This is a genomic window from Micromonospora sp. WMMA1949, assembly GCF_027460145.1.
GTDB lineage: Bacteria > Actinomycetota > Actinomycetes > Mycobacteriales > Micromonosporaceae > Micromonospora.
The window spans coordinates 1739866-1757342 of sequence record NZ_JAPZBG010000001.1; the positions used below are offsets into that span (position 1 = coordinate 1739866).

The 17477-nt window shown below is 73.2% G+C and carries 17 protein-coding genes; 6 read left to right on the top strand and 11 right to left on the bottom strand.

The features are described 5' to 3' along the window. Nucleotides 1-58: 58 nt before the first annotated feature. The 7 genes from purE to mca form a co-directional block, all read right to left on the bottom strand. Nucleotides 59-550 (bottom strand): 5-(carboxyamino)imidazole ribonucleotide mutase, encoded by a 492-nt coding sequence (purE, locus tag O7607_RS07880; protein WP_269702104.1) that lies wholly within the window; start codon nucleotides 548-550, stop codon nucleotides 59-61. After that, nucleotides 547-1707: a 5-(carboxyamino)imidazole ribonucleotide synthase gene (locus O7607_RS07885; protein ID WP_269702106.1), complete on the bottom strand. Its 1161-nt coding sequence runs from the start codon at nucleotides 1705-1707 to the stop codon at nucleotides 547-549. The genes purE and O7607_RS07885 overlap by 4 nt, the downstream gene beginning before the upstream one ends. 64 nt (nucleotides 1708-1771) lie before the next feature. Further along, a complete protein-coding gene (locus O7607_RS07890) occupies nucleotides 1772-3808 on the bottom strand; it encodes a thioredoxin domain-containing protein (RefSeq protein ID WP_269702117.1) in 2037 nt (678 codons plus the stop codon). A gap of 86 nt (nucleotides 3809-3894) precedes the next feature. Continuing rightward, nucleotides 3895-4791: a hypothetical protein gene (locus O7607_RS07895; protein ID WP_269702118.1), complete on the bottom strand. Its 897-nt coding sequence runs from the start codon at nucleotides 4789-4791 to the stop codon at nucleotides 3895-3897. Between the two features lie 111 nt (nucleotides 4792-4902). Then, entirely contained in the window at nucleotides 4903-7398 is a 2496-nt protein-coding gene (locus O7607_RS07900) for a putative bifunctional diguanylate cyclase/phosphodiesterase (RefSeq protein WP_269706912.1), read from the bottom strand. 216 nt (nucleotides 7399-7614) lie between these two features. Next, nucleotides 7615-7899: a hypothetical protein gene (locus tag O7607_RS07905; RefSeq protein ID WP_269702119.1), complete on the bottom strand. Its 285-nt coding sequence runs from the start codon at nucleotides 7897-7899 to the stop codon at nucleotides 7615-7617. A gap of 48 nt (nucleotides 7900-7947) precedes the next feature. Further along, a complete protein-coding gene (gene mca, locus O7607_RS07910) occupies nucleotides 7948-8829 on the bottom strand; it encodes a mycothiol conjugate amidase Mca (protein ID WP_269702120.1) in 882 nt (293 codons plus the stop codon). A gap of 245 nt (nucleotides 8830-9074) precedes the next feature. On the opposite strand from mca, the gene O7607_RS07915 reads away from it, so the two are divergent. Both O7607_RS07915 and greA read left to right on the top strand, forming a co-directional pair. Further along, nucleotides 9075-9509, top strand: coding sequence for a DUF4307 domain-containing protein (locus tag O7607_RS07915; RefSeq protein ID WP_269702121.1), 435 nt, complete (start codon nucleotides 9075-9077; stop codon nucleotides 9507-9509). Nucleotides 9510-9654: 145 nt separating this feature from the next. Then, nucleotides 9655-10155: a transcription elongation factor GreA gene (gene greA, locus O7607_RS07920; protein WP_013284133.1), complete on the top strand. Its 501-nt coding sequence runs from the start codon at nucleotides 9655-9657 to the stop codon at nucleotides 10153-10155. A gap of 154 nt (nucleotides 10156-10309) precedes the next feature. Here greA and ilvA read toward each other — a convergent pair whose 3' ends face one another. Genes ilvA through O7607_RS07940 form a run of 4 tightly spaced genes read right to left on the bottom strand, consistent with a single transcriptional unit; the run spans nucleotide 10310 to nucleotide 15053 of the window. Continuing rightward, a complete protein-coding gene (ilvA, locus tag O7607_RS07925; protein ID WP_269702122.1) occupies nucleotides 10310-11530 on the bottom strand; it encodes a threonine ammonia-lyase in 1221 nt (406 codons plus the stop codon). Continuing rightward, a complete protein-coding gene (locus O7607_RS07930) occupies nucleotides 11527-12429 on the bottom strand; it encodes a DUF4328 domain-containing protein (RefSeq protein WP_269702123.1) in 903 nt (300 codons plus the stop codon). Before O7607_RS07930 ends, ilvA begins: the two co-directional genes overlap by 4 nt. A 52-nt stretch (nucleotides 12430-12481) precedes the next feature. After that, nucleotides 12482-13894 carry an amidase gene (locus O7607_RS07935; RefSeq protein WP_269702124.1) on the bottom strand — a complete coding sequence of 471 codons (1413 nt, stop codon included), beginning with the start codon at nucleotides 13892-13894 and terminating at the stop codon, nucleotides 12482-12484. 16 nt (nucleotides 13895-13910) lie between these two features. Then, entirely contained in the window at nucleotides 13911-15053 is a 1143-nt protein-coding gene (locus tag O7607_RS07940; RefSeq protein ID WP_269702125.1) for a cystathionine gamma-synthase, read from the bottom strand. Between the two features lie 95 nt (nucleotides 15054-15148). On the opposite strand from O7607_RS07940, the gene O7607_RS07945 reads away from it, so the two are divergent. From O7607_RS07945 to msrA, 4 genes are all read left to right on the top strand, one after another. Next, nucleotides 15149-15478, top strand: coding sequence for a hypothetical protein (locus tag O7607_RS07945; protein WP_269702126.1), 330 nt, complete (start codon nucleotides 15149-15151; stop codon nucleotides 15476-15478). Next, entirely contained in the window at nucleotides 15478-16170 is a 693-nt protein-coding gene (locus O7607_RS07950) for a nucleotidyl transferase AbiEii/AbiGii toxin family protein (RefSeq protein ID WP_269706913.1), read from the top strand. Before O7607_RS07945 ends, O7607_RS07950 begins: the two co-directional genes overlap by 1 nt. A 124-nt stretch (nucleotides 16171-16294) precedes the next feature. Next, a complete protein-coding gene (locus O7607_RS07955) occupies nucleotides 16295-16708 on the top strand; it encodes an HIT family protein (protein WP_269702127.1) in 414 nt (137 codons plus the stop codon). A gap of 76 nt (nucleotides 16709-16784) precedes the next feature. Then, a complete protein-coding gene (msrA, locus tag O7607_RS07960; protein ID WP_269702128.1) occupies nucleotides 16785-17444 on the top strand; it encodes a peptide-methionine (S)-S-oxide reductase MsrA in 660 nt (219 codons plus the stop codon). The last annotated feature ends 33 nt before the right edge of the window (nucleotides 17445-17477 follow it).

Here is a 17477-nt window from a genome sequence, read left to right on the forward strand (position 1 = left end):
CACCAATTCGATCACGCAGCGCAACCAGCCAGGCTCCAACACGAAGAGTGACGGGTGGTCAGATCAGGGAGGCGCGCAGCGCGGCATCCTTCTCGGCGACCAGGTCCTCCAGGCTCGCCTGGTAGGCCGCCATGCGGTCGCGCAGCACCGGGTCGGAAGCGCCCATGATGCGTACCGCGAGCAGGCCGGCGTTGCGGGCGTTGCCGATCGAGACGGTGGCGACCGGGACGCCGGCCGGCATCTGCACGATGGACAGCAGCGAATCCATGCCGTCCAGGTACTTCAGCGGCACCGGAACGCCGATCACCGGTAGCGGGGTGACCGAGGCGACCATGCCGGGCAGGTGGGCCGCTCCGCCCGCGCCCGCGATGATCACCTGGATGCCGCGGTCCGCGGCGGCCCGGCCGTACTCGATCATCTTGACCGGGGTGCGGTGCGCCGAGACGACGCCCACCTCGTACGGCACGCCGAACTCGTCCAACGCCTCGGCGGCGGCCCGCATGACCGGCCAGTCCGAGTCACTACCCATGATCAGCCCGACGGTGCTCATGCCTGCCCCTCCTGGAGCCAGCGGGCGGCACGCGCGGCCCGGGCCCGTACGTCGTCAAGGTCGTTGCCGAGCACCGTGACGTGCCCGATCTTGCGGCCCGGACGGACCTGCTTGCCGTACAGGTGGACCTTGGCACCGGGCTCGGCGGCGAACAGGTGGTGCAGCCGCTCGTCGATGGAGATGCCGCCCGGCTCGCCGCCGAGCACGTTCGCCATCACCACGACCGGCGCGGTCAGCGAGGTGTCCCCCATCGGGTAGTCGAGCACCGCCCGCAGGTGCTGCTCGAACTGCGAGGTCCGGGCCCCCTCGATGGTCCAGTGCCCGGAGTTGTGCGGCCGCATCGCCAGCTCGTTCACGACCAGCCCGGACGGCGTGTCGAACAGCTCCACCGCGAGCAGGCCGACCACGCCGAGCGCGGTCGCCAGGTCGATGGCGAGCTGCTGCGCGGCGACGGCCTGCTCCTCCGGCAGGTCGGGCGCGGGCGCCAGCACCTCGACGCAGATGCCGTCGCGCTGCACCGTCTCCACCACCGGGTACGCGGCGACCTGCCCGAACGGCGACCGGGCCACCTGCACGGCCAGCTCCCGGCGCAGCGCCACCCGCTCCTCGACCAGCAGCGGGGTGCCACCGGCGAGCAGCGTGGCGGCCAGCTCACCGGCCTGGCCGGCGTCGTCGACCATCCAGACGCCGCGCCCGTCGTAGCCGCCCCGAGCGGCCTTGAGCACCACCGGCCAGCCGGTCTCCTCGCCGAAGGCGATCAGGTCGGCCGGGGACTCCACCGGACGCCAGGCCGGGTTCGGCGCGCCCAGCTCGCCGAGCCGTTCCCGCATCACCCGCTTGTCCTGCGCGTGCACCAGCGCCTCGGCCGGCGGGAACAGCTTCACGCCCTCGTCGGTCAGGGCACGGATGTGCTCGTTCGGCACGTGCTCGTGGTCGAAGGTGACCACGTCGCACCCCTTGGCGAACGTCCGCAGCGCGGCCAGGTCGGTGTGGTCGCCGTACTGGACGTCGGCGGCGACCAGCGCGGCACCGTCGTCCGGGGCTTGCGCCAGCACGCGCAGCGACTGGCCGAGAGCGATTGCGGCCTGGTGGGTCATCCGGGCGAGCTGGCCGCCACCCACCATGCCCACGACGGGGAGACCGGTACGGGAGTCCATAGCGCCGCCAGCCTATAAGGGCCGGTGGCGGGCCGGACCGCGAGGGCGGCCCGGCCCGTTCCGCTCAGCCGAGCTGCGCGATCAGCTCCTCGACGCCGGTCACCGGCCGCTGGCAGACGAAGCCCCGGCAGACGTACGCGGCGGGCTTACCGTCGACGAACGGCCGCCCGGCCAGCAGTGGCACACCGGGCTGGTCCGGGGCGCCGGCCACCACCACCGCGCCGGGCGGGGCGTGCCGCCGGGCGGCGGCCACCAGCGGGTCGCCCTCCGGGTCGCCGGTCGCCACCGCGATCTCGTACGGCCCGGACAGCAACGCCTCGCCGACGGTGGCCGCGTAGCCGGTGAACCGGGCGTGCCGGTCGACGATCGGCGCGACCGTCGTCAGCGTCTTCTCGGCCGCCTCCCGGTACCGGGTCTCGCCGGTCAGCGCCGCGTACGCCACCAGCGCCGCGACGATCGCCGAGCGGCCCGACGGGGTCGCGTTGTCGGTCGGGTCGGCGGGCCGGGTGACCAGGCGCTCCGCGTCGTCGGCGGTGTCGTAGAAGGCGCCGTCCGGGCCGGCGAACCGGGCCAGCGCCACGTCGAGCAGCTCACCGGCCAGTACCAGCCACCGCCCCTCGCCGGTGAGCTGGTGCATCGCGCAGAACGCCTCGGCGACGCAGCCGTAGTCCTCCAGCACCCCGGCCGGCTCGCCCACGACCTTGTCCCGGGAGACCCGCCGCAGCCGGCCGTCCACGAGATGCACGGTGGCCAGATGCTCGGCGGCCTCCCGCATCGCGCCGTCGGAGACGATCAGTACGCCGTCCATCAGGTTCGCGTCCTCGTCGTCGGGCGACACGAGGAGCGTGGCGACCTGCTGGAACTCCGCGACGGCGGTGATCGCGAGCCCGTTCCAGGCGGCCACCACCTTGTCGTCGCGGGCCGGCTGGGGCCGGGTGTCGCGGGCGGCCAGCAGCCGGCCCACCACGTCCTGCCAGCGGGCCCGCACCGCCGGGTCGGCGTCGTCGACGTCCCGCGCCAGCCGCAGCACGCTGGCGCCGTGCTCGAACGTGCCGTCGGCGGTGACGCCGAACAGGTCCGCGGCGAACCGGCCGTCGTCGGGCCCCAGCACCTCGACGAGCTGGTCGGGCGTCCAGACGTAGGTGAGCCCCTCGACGCCCTCGGTGTCCGCGTCGAGCGCGGAGGCGAAGCCCTCCCCGGCGCGGTGCAGCTCGTCGGCGAGGAACCGCGCGGTGTCCCGGGCCACCCGGCGGGCCAGCCGGTCGCCGGTCAGCCGCCAGAGCTGGGTGTAGACGCGCAGCAGCAGCGCGTTGTCGTAGAGCATCTTCTCGAAGTGCGGCACGGTCCAGTGGCCGTCCACCGAGTAGCGGGCGAACCCACCGGCGAGCTGGTCGTTGAGACCGCCGCGGGCCATCGCCTCGCAGGTGTGCCGGACGATCTCCAGGCTGCGCGCCGAGCCGGTGCGCTGGTGGTGCCGGAGCAGGAAGAGCAGGTTCATGTGCGGCGGGAACTTCGGCGCGCCGCCGAAACCGCCGTTCGTCTCGTCGTACTCCCGGGCGAGCTGACTCGCGGCGGCGTCGAGCAGGTCGGCGGTGAGCGGCGCGGTGACGCCGCCGACGGCCTGCGCGCCGCCGATCGCCTCGACCACGGCGGTGCCCTGCCGCAGCACCGCCTCGCGCTGGTCGCGCCAGGCGGTGGCGACCGAGCCGAGCAGGCGGATGAAGTTGGCCCGCGGGAAGTACGTGCCGCAGAAAAACGGGGTGCCGTCCGGCGTGGCGAACACGGTCATCGGCCAGCCGCCCTGCCCGGTCATGGCCTGGGTGGCGGTCATGTAGACCGCGTCGACGTCGGGTCGCTCCTCGCGGTCGACCTTCACGCAGACGAAGTCGTCGTTCATCAGCCGGGCCACTGCCTCGTTCTCGAACGACTCGTGTGCCATGACGTGACACCAGTGACACGCCGAGTAACCCACCGAGATCAGCACCGGCACGTCGCGCCGCTTCGCCTCGGCGAACGCCTCGTCGCACCAGGGCCACCAGTCGACCGGGTTGTCGGCGTGCTGGAGCAGATAGGGCGACGTGGCATTGGCGAGTCGGTTCACCACCCGACCTTAGCGAGCACGCGCGGCAGGTGCGGCGCGAGTGCGGCGGCCGGGCCGGGGACCGCCGCCCCGGCCCGGCCGGCGCCTCAACGGGTCAGGGTGAGCGTCGAGGTGTCCCGAACGGTGAACTCGTTCCAGTACTCGAAGTCGCGGACCAGGATCTCGCTGACCGACTGGGCGGTGCCGCGCTGGAACTTGACGTCGGCCGGGTAGGTGGTGGCCGACCACGGCACCACCTGGCCCGGCACGCACGGGATGTGGGGTGAGAAGGAGCCACGCACCATGCCCGCCTTCTTCTGCTCCTGGACCAACTCGCCCGCGATGGAGAAGGAGTCCGCCCGGGTGCAGGTGATCGACCCGCGGACGGTGGCGACGCCCTTGTTGTCCACCGTCGCCACCGGGTCGACGGTCAGCGTGACGTCGAGTGCCGGCAGCGGCGGCGGGTTCCCGATGTGGATCTCGCCGCGCAGGCCGCCGGCCGCGCCCTCACACCGGATCTCGAAGGTGGCGTCGAAGCGCTCGACGTAGTCGAACGGCCCCCAGTCGGCGTGCAGGACCGTGAACGAGCCGGTGCTCTGCGCGCAGGAGCGTCCCCAACCGCCGTTGTAGAGCTGCAGGCTGGCCGCGTCGCTCCCGTAGACCGGCTGGCTGACGTTCTGGTAGGTGTCACCCGCCTTCAGCGTCTGACCGGCCGGGGCGGAGATGCCCAGGCGCCAGATGTTGTCGGTGTCGCTCCAGAACTCCATCCCGAACCGCCGCTGCTCGCCGCCCCACGCGCTCATCTCGTCGCCGGGCGTCGGTGCGGCGGAGCTGTACGAGTAGGAGTTGCCGGCGGTGATCGGATCACCCGGCTCGCCGGTGACGGCGAACGACCAGGACTGCGCCGGCCGGGCCTGCGCCGGCGCGGACACGACCAGGCCGGCGGCGCCGGTGGTCAGCGCCATGGCCGAGGCGAGCAGGACCCGTCTCCAGGAACGTCTCATCATCGTCCTCCCCGTGTGGACGTCAGCGGGGACGCCTGTCGCGCCCGCCGTACCAGCAGCGTAGGACCGGCCGGGCTCCCTCCGCTGTCCCGTCCACGACGGACGGACCGGTCAGGAGGCGCCGTCGGCACGCAACGGGAAAACGTTGCCCCGGGCGCCGTCGCGCAGCGACCCGAGCACCGCGGCGATCTTGTCGGCGGGCATCGGCTTGAAGAAGTGGTAACCCTGGGCGGCGGTGCAGCCCAGCTCGGCCAGCGCGGTCCGCTGCTCGGCGGTCTCCACGCCCTCCGCCACCACCCGCAGCCCCAGCTCGTGGGCCAGCCCGACGGTGGTCCGGACGATCGCCGCCGCCTCCGGCGAGTCGGCCATCCGGAGCACGAACGAGCGGTCCACCTTCAGCTCGTCGACAGCGATCCGGGTGAGGAACGTCAGCGACGAGAACCCGGTGCCGAAGTCGTCCACGGCGAGCTGCACGCCCATGGCACGCAGCGTGGCCAGCACCTCGTCGATGACCTCCAGCTCGCTCATCACCACCGTCTCGGTGATCTCCAGAACCAGCCGGTGCGGCGGCACCTGATGACGGCGCAGCGCCTCGTCGATCTCGGCGGGCAGCCGCGGGTCGAGCAGGCTGCGCGCGGACAGGTTCACCGAGATCGGCACGTCCAGCCCGTCCCGCGCCCAGCCGGCGGCCACCGCCAGCGCCTTGTCCAGCACGTACCGGGTGAAGCTGCCGAGCTGCTCGCTGTTCTCCACCGGCCGGATGAAGTCGGCCGGCCCGAGCCAGCCCCGGCGCGGATGCCGCCACCGGATCAGCGCCTCCACCCCGGTCGGCGCGCCGGTGGCCAGATCGACAGCCGGCTGCAACGCCAGCACCAGCTGGTCGTCGGCGGCCAGCGCCTCCCGCATCTCCGCGAGCAGCGCCAGGTGGTCGGTGCTCGCCGCGTCACGAGAGCTGTCGTACGCGGCGACGCTGCCGCCGCCCTCTTTCGCCTGGTACATGGCGATGTCGGCGCGCCGCAGCAGCTCGGTCAGATCGGCCGCGCCCGCGTCGGCGACCACCACCCCCACCGCCACCTCGACGGACATCCGCACCCCGGCCACCTCGGTCGGAGCGGCGAGGCGCTCGGCGACCTCCCGGGCCTGGCGCAGCGCGTACGCCATCGGGGCCACCCGGTCCTCGATCAGCGGCACCGAGGTCAGCAGCAGGGCGAACTCGTCGCCCCCGAGGCGCCCGAGCAGGTCGCCCGGCCGGGTCAGCGCGGCGAGCCGGTTGGAGGTGAGCCGCAGCAGCTGGTCGCCCGCCGAGTGCCCGAGCGTGTCGTTCACCTCTTTGAACTGGTTCACGTCGAGCAGCAGCAGCGCCACCGGGTGGTCGTGCGCGCGCTGCCGCAGCGCCTGGTCCCCCTTCGCCAGCAGCGCCGACCGGTTGAGCAGGCCGGTGAGCTGGTCGTGCACCGCGTCGTACGACGAGCGGGCGGTGACCAGGCGCAGCTCCCGGTGCGTTGCCGCGTCGTGCAGGGCGGCGGCCAGGGCGTCCCCGAAGGCCGCCACGCCGTCGCGTTCCCGCGCGCTCGGCGGCGCGGACCGGGCGAACCGCACCCGCAGCCGGCCGACCTCGGCCGATCCCACCGCGAGGCGTCGCACCAGTTCGTGCTCCCCCGCGCCGGCACCGGCCGACGGTTCCACCTCCCGGTCGCGTACCTGTCCGCCGCGATCGGCCCGGTAGCGGCGCCAGCGCCCCTCGCCCCGGGCCACGTCGACCTCGACCAGTTCCGCGCCGAACAGGGTGAGCGCGCCGGTCACCGCGGCGGTCGCCACGCCGCGCTCGTCGAGCTGGTTGAGCGCGGCGGTGGCCTCGGCGAACGCCCGCCAGGTGCGCCGCTCCTGGTCGGCGCGGAGCCGGTGGCGGTAGGTCTGCTGGAGCAACCACAGCGGTGGCGGCAGGAGCAGCAGCCAGCGCGGGTCGAGTTCGAGCAGCGCGACGACCACCAGACCGACCGCCACGTTGCCGACGAACATCAGCAGCTTGCCGCGCAACGCGGCGAGCAGCGGCGGCCCGATGGCGATGCCGTGCCGCAGGGCGAGCGTGACGGCGCCCAGGAAGGCGGTCGTCAGCAGGTACGCCACCGCGGCGGCGGTGAGCGTGAGCGCCAGCTCCGGGGTGGGCGCGGCGAGCAGCGGTGGGCCCAGCGCGGTGGCCACCGCCGCGGCGAGCGCGGTGGCGGCGGTGAGCGAACCGGCGATCCCCACCAGTTCCAGCGCCGGACGGCGGTCGGAGACCACTGACATCACGGTCCAGGCGGTGCCCACACCGAGCAGGGCGGCGGCCGGGAGCCAGCCGGCCGGCACCAGCCAGAGGCAGACCACCAGCGCCGCCTCGCCCCAGGTGATGCTCACCATGCCCGAGGCCGAACGGAAGCGCAGTCGGGCGAGCTGGGCCACCGCGAACGCGGCGACGGCGATGCCGAACCGCGCCGGACCGGGCAGCGGGTGGTCGGCCGGCAGGTGCGACGGGACGGTGAGGCCGAGCGCGGCGGCCAGCAGACCGGTCAGCGCGACCGCGACGGTGAGAACGACGACGCCCACCGGTGTCCCGCGCAGGCCGATCCGGTCGGGGGAACGGTCGGCCGGCTCGGTGGTCACGGGGCCGCCCCGTCGACGGGTCGGGCCGGGGCATGGTCGGGGGCCGGTGCTGTCGTCGACATCGGCGTCCCCCTTCCGCGCAGGGTCCGGGGCCTGACGGTCCCCCCGGCGGAAGGCTAAGCCAAAGCCGGTGGTCGCAACAGGGGGCGACGACCGACTTCGGCGTGATTCACGCGGTGTTCAGCTGTTCCGGTGCTGCTGGGACCCGTTGGGGGCGTTCGTCGGTGAATCCTGCTCGACGAGCCCGTCTGTCGGATCGACGACTGCGGAATCGGCCCGGCCCGGGGTGCCCTGCTGCGGGAAGCGGTCGGGCAGCCGGCGCAGCCGGGCGTTCATGTTGCGGATCAGCAGGACGGTGACGGTGGCCAGCGCGAGGATGAGGAAGAGGCCCATCGGACCGGCCAGACCACCCGTACGGGTGTCACCGAAGTTGTTCTGCGCGAGCACCTCGACGGTGGTCAGCATGGTGTTCCTCCGATGTGCGACTGAGCACCAGGGTAGACCCCGGCCGGGTCAGTGGGCACGGCACGCCTCACGTACGCCCGCGAACAGGTCCGACTCGGGCAGCGGGCTGTCGACCAGCGACCGGGCGAGTTGGAAGTCCTCCGTCGGCCAGGCGCGCTTCTGCAGCTCCATCGGCACCTGGAACCAGAAGCCGTCCGGGTCGATCTGGGTGGCGTGCGCGCGCAGCGCGTCGTCGCGGACCGGGAAGTAGTCGGCGCACTCGACCCGGGTGGTGATCCGGGCGCCCTTGTCGGGGCGCTCGTCCCAGCGCTTCATCCACTCGCCGTACGGCGACTCGAGCCCGGCGGCGAGCACCGCCTCGTGCAGGCTCATGATCTTGGCGCGGGAGAAGCCCACGTCGTAGTAGAGCTTCAGCGGCTGCCACGGCTCGCCCAGCTCGGGGTGGCGCTCCGGGTCACCGGCCGCGTCGAACGCCGCGACGGTGACCTTGTGGGTCATGATGTGGTCGGGGTGCGGGTAGCCGCCCTCCTCGTCGTACGTGGTGACGACGTGCGGGCGGAACTGCCGCATCAGGCGCACCAGCGGCGCGGCGGCGGCGTCCACGTCCTGGAGGGCGAAACAGCCCTCCGGCAGCGGCGGGAGCGGGTCACCCTCGGGCAGCCCGGAGTCGACGAAACCGAGCCACGCCTGCTCGACGCCGAGGATGGCCCGGGCGGCGTCCATCTCGGCCCGCCGGATGTCACCGATGTTCGCCCAGACGTCGGGGCGGTCCATCTTGGGGTTGAGCACACTGCCCCGCTCACCACCGGTGGCGGTGACGACCAGGACGTCCACCCCCTCGGCGACGTATTTCGCCATGGTGGCGGCGCCCTTGCTCGACTCGTCGTCGGGATGGGCGTGCACCGCCATGAGACGTAGCTGTTCTGCCACCTTCGGCGCTCCTCGTCTGTGCCCGCCGACCGACCCCCGGGCCGGGCGGCTGACCTGCCGGAATCTCCCCCCGCGCCCGCGAAAGCCCCCGTGACGGCCGGCCGGGGAGCCCGCCACCGGAGTGGCCAGGGCCACGCCCGCCGGTCGAGGCCGACCTGCCATCCTTGACTCAGCGCCGGGCTGGGAAGATGGACCTAGCCATTCTTGCCGATGCCGCCGACAACGACGCCAGGAGATGCCCGCCGGTGAGCGAGACGCACGCCACAGTCGCCGCGGAGGCGCCGGTCTTCCCGCCGGGCCGCTACGGCCGCCGCCGGGAGCCGGGTCGCCGCCGGCCTGTCCTGCTCGCCCTGACGGTGACCGTCCTGCTCGCCGTCCTCGGGCTGGGCGCGGCGAAGCTCTACTACCAGTACGGCGACCCGGAGTACCAGGGCGAGATGATCAGCTACTCCGACATCACCGACTCCCGCGTGACAGTCGACTTCCGGGTCACCGTGCCGCCGGGCGGTTCCGCCACCTGTCTGCTGCGGGCCCGCTCGCACGACGGCGCCCAGGTGGGCACCGCCGAGACCACGGTGACCGCGGAGCCGGGCCAGCGCCACATCCGGACCCGCCAGGAGGTGCCCACGAGCGCCCGGCCGTTCATCGGTGAGGTGGTGCGCTGCCGGCCGGCCGGCTGAGCCGGAGCGCCGGCGAGCCGCCGGCAACCGCACCCCGGTCCCGTCGCCGGCACCCGGGGTGATTGATCACACCTCGACGCGTACGGCACTGGTAGCCTTGCAAGTTCACCTGTCAGCCAGTCCGCACCAACCGAGGAGACCGCCTGTGTCCACAAATGGAAACGAGGCGCCCGCCACCTGGCTGTCCCAGGACGCCTACGACCGTCTGCAGGCCGAGCTCGACGAGCTGATCGCCAACCGGCCGGTCATCGCCGCCGAGATCAACGCCCGGCGCGAGGAGGGCGACCTGCGGGAGAACGGCGGCTACCACGCCGCCCGCGAGGAGCAGGGCAAGGCCGAGGGCCGCATTCTCTACCTCAAGGAGCTGCTGCGCACCGCCAAGGTCGGTGAGGCTCCGGACACCGACGCGGTCTCGCCGGGCATGGTCGTGAAGATCTACTTCGACGACGACGCCGACGACAGCGAGACGTTCCTGCTCGGCTCCCGGGAGATCGCCTCCACCACCGACCTCACGGTCTACAGCCCCGAGTCCGCGCTCGGCAAGGCCATCCTCGGCGGCAAGGCGGGGCAGACCTGCACCTACACCGCTCCGAGCGGCGCCGATATCAAGGTGACCATCGTCTCCTTCGAGCCGTACAGCGGCTGACCCCTCCGGACCCGCGCCGGATGGCTCGGGTCCCGAACCCGACCGAGGCTGACAGGCCCTCCTCGGACCCGAGCCGCACACCCGAACGCCCCGACCGGATCATCCGGCCGGGGCGTTCGTGTTCCGCTGTGACGGTCGCGTGCCGCCGGGGGGCTCAGCCCTCGCCGGTGAAGACCACCTGGTAGCCGCTGGCCCGCAGCGCGCTGATCAGGGTGTCCGAGTGCTCCACCCCGCGGGTCTCGACGGACAGGGCCACCTCCACCTCGCCGAGGCGCAGGTGCGGGTTGGCGCGCTGGTGCACCACGTCCACCACGTTGGCCCGGTGCTCGGCGATTTCGCCGAGCATCGAGGCGAGCTGGCCGGGCCGGTCCGTGCAGCGCACGGTGATCCGCAGGAACCGGCCGGCCGCCGCCAGGCCGTGCTCGATCACCCGGAGCATGAGGAGCGGGTCGATGTTGCCCCCGGAGAGCACCGCGACCACCGGCGTGTCCACCTCGACCGCGCCGGCCAGCAGCGCCGCGACGCCCACCGCGCCGGCCGGCTCGACGACCTGCTTACCGCGCTCGAGCAGCGTCAGCAGCGCCCGCGAGATGTCCTCCTCGGAGACCGTGACGACGTCGTCGACGAGCTTGCGGACGTGGGTGAAGGTCAGCTCGCCCGGACGGCCGACGGCGATCCCGTCCGCGATCGTCGCGAACGAGGGCAGCCGCAGCGGCTCGCCGGCCCGCAGCGAGGGCGGGAAGGCGGCGGCGCTCGCCGCCTGGACCCCGATCACGCGTACGTCGGGACGCAGCGCCTTGGCCGCCACCGCCATGCCCGAGACCAGCCCGCCGCCGCCCACCCCGGTCACGATGGTGCGCACGTCCGGGCACTGCTCGAGGATCTCCAGCGCCACGGTGCCCTGCCCGGCGATGACGTCCGCGTGGTCGAACGGGTGGATGAACACCGCTCCGGTCCGCTCGGCGAAGGTCTGCGCCGCGACCAGCGACTCGTCCACCGTGTTGCCGACCAGCTCGACCTGCGCGCCGTACCCCTTCGTGGCGGCGACCTTCGGCAGCGGCGCGTTCACCGGCATGAAGACGGTGGCGTGCGCGCCGACCAGCCCGGCGGCCAGCGCCACGCCCTGGGCGTGGTTGCCGGCGCTCGCCGCGACCACGCCGCGGGACCGCTCCTCGGCCGAGAGCCGGGAGATCCGCACGTACGCGCCGCGCACCTTGTACGACCCGGCGCGCTGAAGGTTCTCGCACTTGAGCCAGACCGGCCCGCCGAGCGCGGCGCTGAGCGGCCGGGACGGCTCCAGCGGGGTGGTACGGGTGACACCGGCGAGCAGTTCCCGCGCGGCCTGTACGTCGGCGAGACCGACCAGTTCCGTCATGCCCCGATCGTGCCACCCGGGGCGGGCGGAACCTGCGGCGACGTCGGCGCAACCGGCATCGGCGCGGCGTGCGCGGGCCGGCCCGGTTGACCGGGCCAGGCGGACTGACCGGGCCAGGCGGACTGGCCGGGCCACACCGGCACGGCGCGGGCGAGCCGGTCCTGCTGGGCGGCGGAGATCCGGCGAACCAGCACGACGAACGCGATCCCGGCGACCAGGCAGGCCACCGCCGGCACCAGCCGGGGCGCGAGCGCCTCCTCGTAGTAACGCACGTACGTGCCGAACTCCGCGTCGTTGCGGGGCAGCTCGGTCAGCCGGTCGTACCGCTGCTGCTCGGCCCGCGCGACGAACCGGTCGCCGATCAGGAACACCAGCCAGCTCGCCCACCACACACCGACCAGCCACGACTGGCGGCGCTGCCACACGCTGTTGCGGAGCAGGTCGCCGAGCACCCGGGCCGGTACGACGAGGTTGGCGAACGGCACCAGCCACCCGGCGATCGCCCACGCCGGGCCGAGGTTCGGCACCGCGCCCGGGAAGGCGTCCAGGTTCTTGCGCGCCCGCCACGTCCAGATCACCACGAGCGTCCCGGCGGTCAGGATGGCGAGCAGGTACGGCAGCGAGAACAGCACCTCGGCCAGCACCGCGCCCAGCAGCACGTCCCGGTCGAGCTGCTCGGCGGCCGAGCGGGCCAGCCGGGCGCCGAGCAGCGGGAACAGCGCCGTCAGCAGGTAGCACAGCACTGTCGCGCCGACCGCGACGCAACCGGCGGTGCCCAGCCCGCGTACGCCGTACGTGGGCGTGCCGGGGCTCACGGCGGGCTGACCGACGCGGGTGCCGCAGCGCAGGCACTCCTCATGGGCCGGGGACGTGGGGTCCCCGCAGGTCTGGCAGTTCATCGGGGACCGTCCGAGATGGTGTGCGCGACAGGAGTGCGCACACGCTAGACGATCACGCGGTGGCCGGCGACCCCGTTCCGACGCGGGGATAGCCGGGGGCGTGCCGTGCCCAGGGCGCCTGCATCTCGAACTGGCCGGCCACACCGAGCAGCAGCAGTTCCGAGCCGGGCGGCCCGACGAACTGCACGCTGACCGGCAGCCCGTCCGGGCGGCGGCCGACCGGCACCACGATCGACGGCAACCCGGCGATGTTCCACGGCGCCGCGTACGGGGCGTACCTGATGTTGGTCGACATGTTCGCCAGCCAGGAGCGGCCGGACCACCCGGCGGCCTCCGGCGGCGGCCCGGCCAGCGCCGGGGTGAGCAGCAGGTCGATCGAGTTGTCCGCGAAGAAGTGCACCGACCGTTCGCGCCAGGCGGCCCGGTCGGCCTCCCGCACGTACCCCCGGCGTTGTGCCCACTCGCCGAGCGTGACGTGCCGGCGGCTGCGTCGCTGGAGCCGGCGCGGGGCCACCCCGGCGGCGCGCACGTCGGCGGCGGCGGCCGCGAACCACGTGGCGATGCCCTGGAGGCCGAGCCGGCTCGGGTAGACCGGGTCGGCGGGCACGGTGTCGTGCCCGGCGGCGGCGAGCAGCCGGCCGGCGGCGGCGACCGCGTCCCGGTTCGGCGCGTCCGGCGAGACGCCGCGCACCGGCGAGCGCAGCGAGACACCCACCCGCAGCCGCTCCGGCGGGACCAGCTTGTCCGGCCGGCGCCCGGCCAGCACCGAGAAGCCGACCGCCGCGTCGGCGACGGTGCTGGTGAGCATGCCGTGCTCGGTGAGGCCGAACCAGTCGTCCGCGCCGAGCTGGCAGGGCACCACGCCCCGGCCGGGCTTGAGCCCGACCAGGCCGCAACAGGCCGCCGGGATGCGGATCGACCCGAGACCGTCGTTGCCGTGGGCCATCGGCACCAGCCCGGCGGCCACCGCGGCGGCCGCGCCGCCGGAGGAGCCACCCGGGGTACGCGCCTTGTCCCACGGGTTGCGGGTCACCCCGGTGTCGTCGTCGGTGAGGGCCCACAGGCCCAGCTCCGGCATCCGGGTCACGCCGAGGATGACAGCGCCCGCGCCGCGCAGCCGCCGGACCACCTCGTGGTCGGCCTCCGCCACCTCGGTACGCATCGCGGCCGACCCGTTCCAGGTGGGCAGGCCGGCCACCGGCGTGTTCTCCTTGACCGCCACCGGCACCCCGGCGAGCGGCAGGTTCGCCAGTTCCTCCTGCTCGTCGACCTTCTCCGCCTCGGTGATCGCCTCGCCGCCGCGTACCGTGCGGAACGCGGCCAGCTCGGCGTCGACCCGGGCGACGTGGTCCAGGTGGTCGGCCACCACCTGGGTGGCGGAGACGTCGCCACGGCGTACCGCCCGGGCGATCTGTTTCGCGGTCGTCCCGACCCAGGTCGTCGGCAAGATGTCCGGCACTGCCACCCTCCCCAACCAGCGGTCAGCCCAGGGCCTGCTCCAGATCGGCGAGCAGGTCGTCGACCGTCTCGATGCCGACAGACAGTCGCACGAGATCGCCGGGAACTTCAAGCGGCGAGCCCGCAGCGCTCGCGTGTGTCATCCGGCCCGGGTGCTCGATCAGGGACTCCACGCCGCCCAGCGACTCGGCGAGCACGAACAACCGCGCCCGGTTGCAGATCTGGACGGCGTGCTCCTCGCCGCCCGCCGCGCGGAACGAGATCATGCCGCCGAACCGGCGCATCTGCTTGGCCGCCACCTCGTGGCCGGGGTGCGACGGCAGGCCCGGATAGATGACCTGGGCGACCTTGGCGTGTCCGTCCAGGTAGGCCGCGATCCGCTCGGCGTTGTCGCAGTGCCGGTCCATCCGTACCCCGAGGGTCTTGATGCCGCGCAGGGTGAGCCAGGCGTCGAACGGGCCGTTGACCGCGCCCATCGCGTTCTGGTGGTAGCGCAGCTCCTCGCCGAGCGCCCGGTCCGCCGCGACCAGCGCGCCGCCGACCACGTCGGAGTGCCCGCCGACGTACTTGGTGGTGGAGTGGACCACGACGTCCGCCCCGAACGCGATCGGCTGCTGGAGGTACGGCGAGGCGAACGTGTTGTCGACCACCAGCAGCGCGCCGGCGTCGTGCGCCACGGCGGCGAGCGCCGCGATGTCGGCGATGCCGAGCAGCGGGTTGGTCGGCGTCTCCACCCACACGATCTTGGTGGTGCCCGGGCGGATCGCCGCCCGCACGGCGTCCGGGTCGGAGACCTTCGCCGGGGTGTACGCCAGGCCCCAGCGCTCGGCCACCTTGGCGAACAGCCGGTACGTCCCGCCGTACGCGTCGTCCGGGATCACCACGTGGTCGCCCGGCTTGCAGACGGTCCGCAGCAGCGTGTCCTCGGCGGCCAGGCCGCTGGCGAAGGCGAGCGCCACCGGGCCGCCCTCCAGCGCGGCCAGGCACTCCTGCAGCGCGTCGCGCGTCGGGTTGCCCGAGCGGCTGTACTCGTAGCCCTCGCGGGGCGCGCCGACGGCGTCCTGGGCGTAGGTGCTGGTCTGGTAGATCGGAGGGATCACCGCACCGGTGCGGGCCTCCGGGTCCTGACCGGCGTGGATGGCGAGTGTCTCGAAGCCGTGCCTCATGCCGCAGACGTTAGTCCCCCGCCCGGTCCCGCTCCCGGCAACCCGGCGCGAGTCACAGGCGCGAAGGTGTCGGGGCGGTCGGCCATACTGGTCCGGTGAGTACGACCGGGGCGCTCCCCTCTCGCCTGCACGGCGTCGCCGACCGGATCCCGGCCTCGCTGGGTCTCCTGAGCGGCCCGCGGTCGGGGCGGGTCAGCTTGCCCGTGCGCCTCGCCTGGTCGGGCCCCGCCGACTATGACGTGGGTGACCCCGGTGAGCGGCTGACCCTCTACTGCCTCCTGCTGGACTGCGGCCAGCGGGACGACATCATCAGGTACGTCGACGCCGGGCTGCTCCGCCAGGACTGGCCACGTATCCGGCGCTTGACCGCACGCCGGGTGATCCGGCTCTGGGAGCGGCAACTGCCCGATCTCGTCGCCGGGTGATGGACGCGCTGCACCGTCGCCTGCTGGAGATCGGTTTCGCTGCTGGTGACGACCTGGGGTTGATGCTCGCCGGCGGCTATGCCATGTGCGCCCACGACCTGGTCGACCGCCCCTCCCAGGACATCGACTTCGCCACGGCCGCCGCGCTGCCGCTCGACGCAGTGACGGATCGCCTCGCCGCCGCCTACGTCGCGGCCGGGTTCTCCGCTCGGATCATCGAGTCGACGCCGCGCATGGCTCGCCTGCTGATCTCGGACGACACCTCCTCGTGCGAGGTCGACCTGCTCAAAGAGGCGCTCGCGCCGCCCGCCCGCATGGCGCTGGGCCCGGTGCTGGCCTTCGAGGATGCGGTCGGGCTGAAGGTCCGGGCGCTGCACGACCGTGCCGCGCACCGGGACTACATCGACGTCCGCGCGGCCTCAGAGCGGCTCACCTGGTCGGAGCTGGAGCACCTCGGCGCCCGGCACACCGCCGGCTTCTCGTTGGACGAAATGGCCGACCGGCTGGGTGGTGTGACGGAGCGGGACAGCCGGACATTCCGTTCGTACGGACTCACCGAGCAGCAGGTCGACGAGTTGCGCGGATGGGCGCTGCGATGGGAGGCGGACATCCGGGCTCGCCTCGCCAACGGCGAGACCGGTCCGACCGGCATCCCCGAAGACGACTGGGACGCCTACCTCGACCGCGCCTGACCAACGGCCGGCCCTCTCGTCGATCATGAGATTGACGGTGGTTGGGGTCCGATTTGTCGCAGCCAACCTCATGATCAACGCTCGCCCGGAGGTGGGGTGGGCGGGCCGGGCCTAGGGTGGGCGGATGAGCGGGTGCGTGTTCTGCGGGATCGTGGCGGGCGAGGTGCCGGCCTTCCGGGTGACCGACGAGCCGGACGGGGTCGCGTTCCTCGACACCCGGCCGGTGTTCAAGGGACACGTGCTGGTGGTGCCCCGCACCCATCTGGTCACCCTGTCCGACCTGCCGGCCGACGTGCTGCCCGGCTACTTCCGGCTGGTGCAGCGCATCGCCGTGGCCGTGGAGTCCGGTCTGGGCTCCGGCGGGACGTTCGTGGCGATGAACAACCGGGTGTCCCAGTCGGTTGCGCACCTGCACACCCACGTGGTGCCCCGGACCAAGGGCGACGGCCTGCGCGGCTTCTTCTGGCCGCGTACCCGGTACGCCGACGACGCCGAGGCGACGGAGTTCGCCGGGCGGATCTCGGCGGCGCTGGCCTGACACCGGCGTGGGCGGGTAAGGAACCGGGGGGCGCCGCTGTTGCACACGCTGGGAAAGCCAAGAGAGGAGTCCCACCGTGTTCCTCCGCCGCATGAAGGCCGAAATGATCTCTCCTGACCAGGCCCTGCCGGGCCGTCCGATCGCGATGCCGATCGCCGACCGGCACGAGGTGCTGCCGTCGACGTTGAAGGGCCCGTTCCCCGAGGGCGCGCAGGTCGCCGTCTTCGGCATGGGCTGCTTCTGGGGTGCCGAGCGGCTGTTCTGGACCCTCCCCGGCGTGATCACCACGTCGGCCGGTTACGCGGGCGGGTACACCACCAACCCGACGTACGAGGAGGTCTGCTCGGGCATGACCGGGCACGCCGAGGTGGTCCAGGTGGTCTACGACCCGTCGAAGATCGCCTACGAGGACCTGCTGAAGGTCTTCTGGGAGAACCACGACCCGACCCAGGGCATGCGCCAGGGCAACGACGTGGGCACCCAGTACCGCTCGGCGATCTACACCACCACCGACGAGCAGGCCGCCGTCGCGAAGGCGTCGCGGGACGCGTTCGCGCCGATCGTGGCCCGGGCCGGCAAGGGTGAGATCACCACCGAGATCGCCCCGCTCGGCGACTACTACTTCGCCGAGGACTACCACCAGCAGTACCTGGCTCCGACGAAGAACCCGAACGGCTACTGCAACCACGGACCGAACGGGCTGAGCTGCCCGGTCGGCGTGGCCCGCACCGCGTAGTCAGACGGAGCACTGCCCCACTCGGGCCCTCGT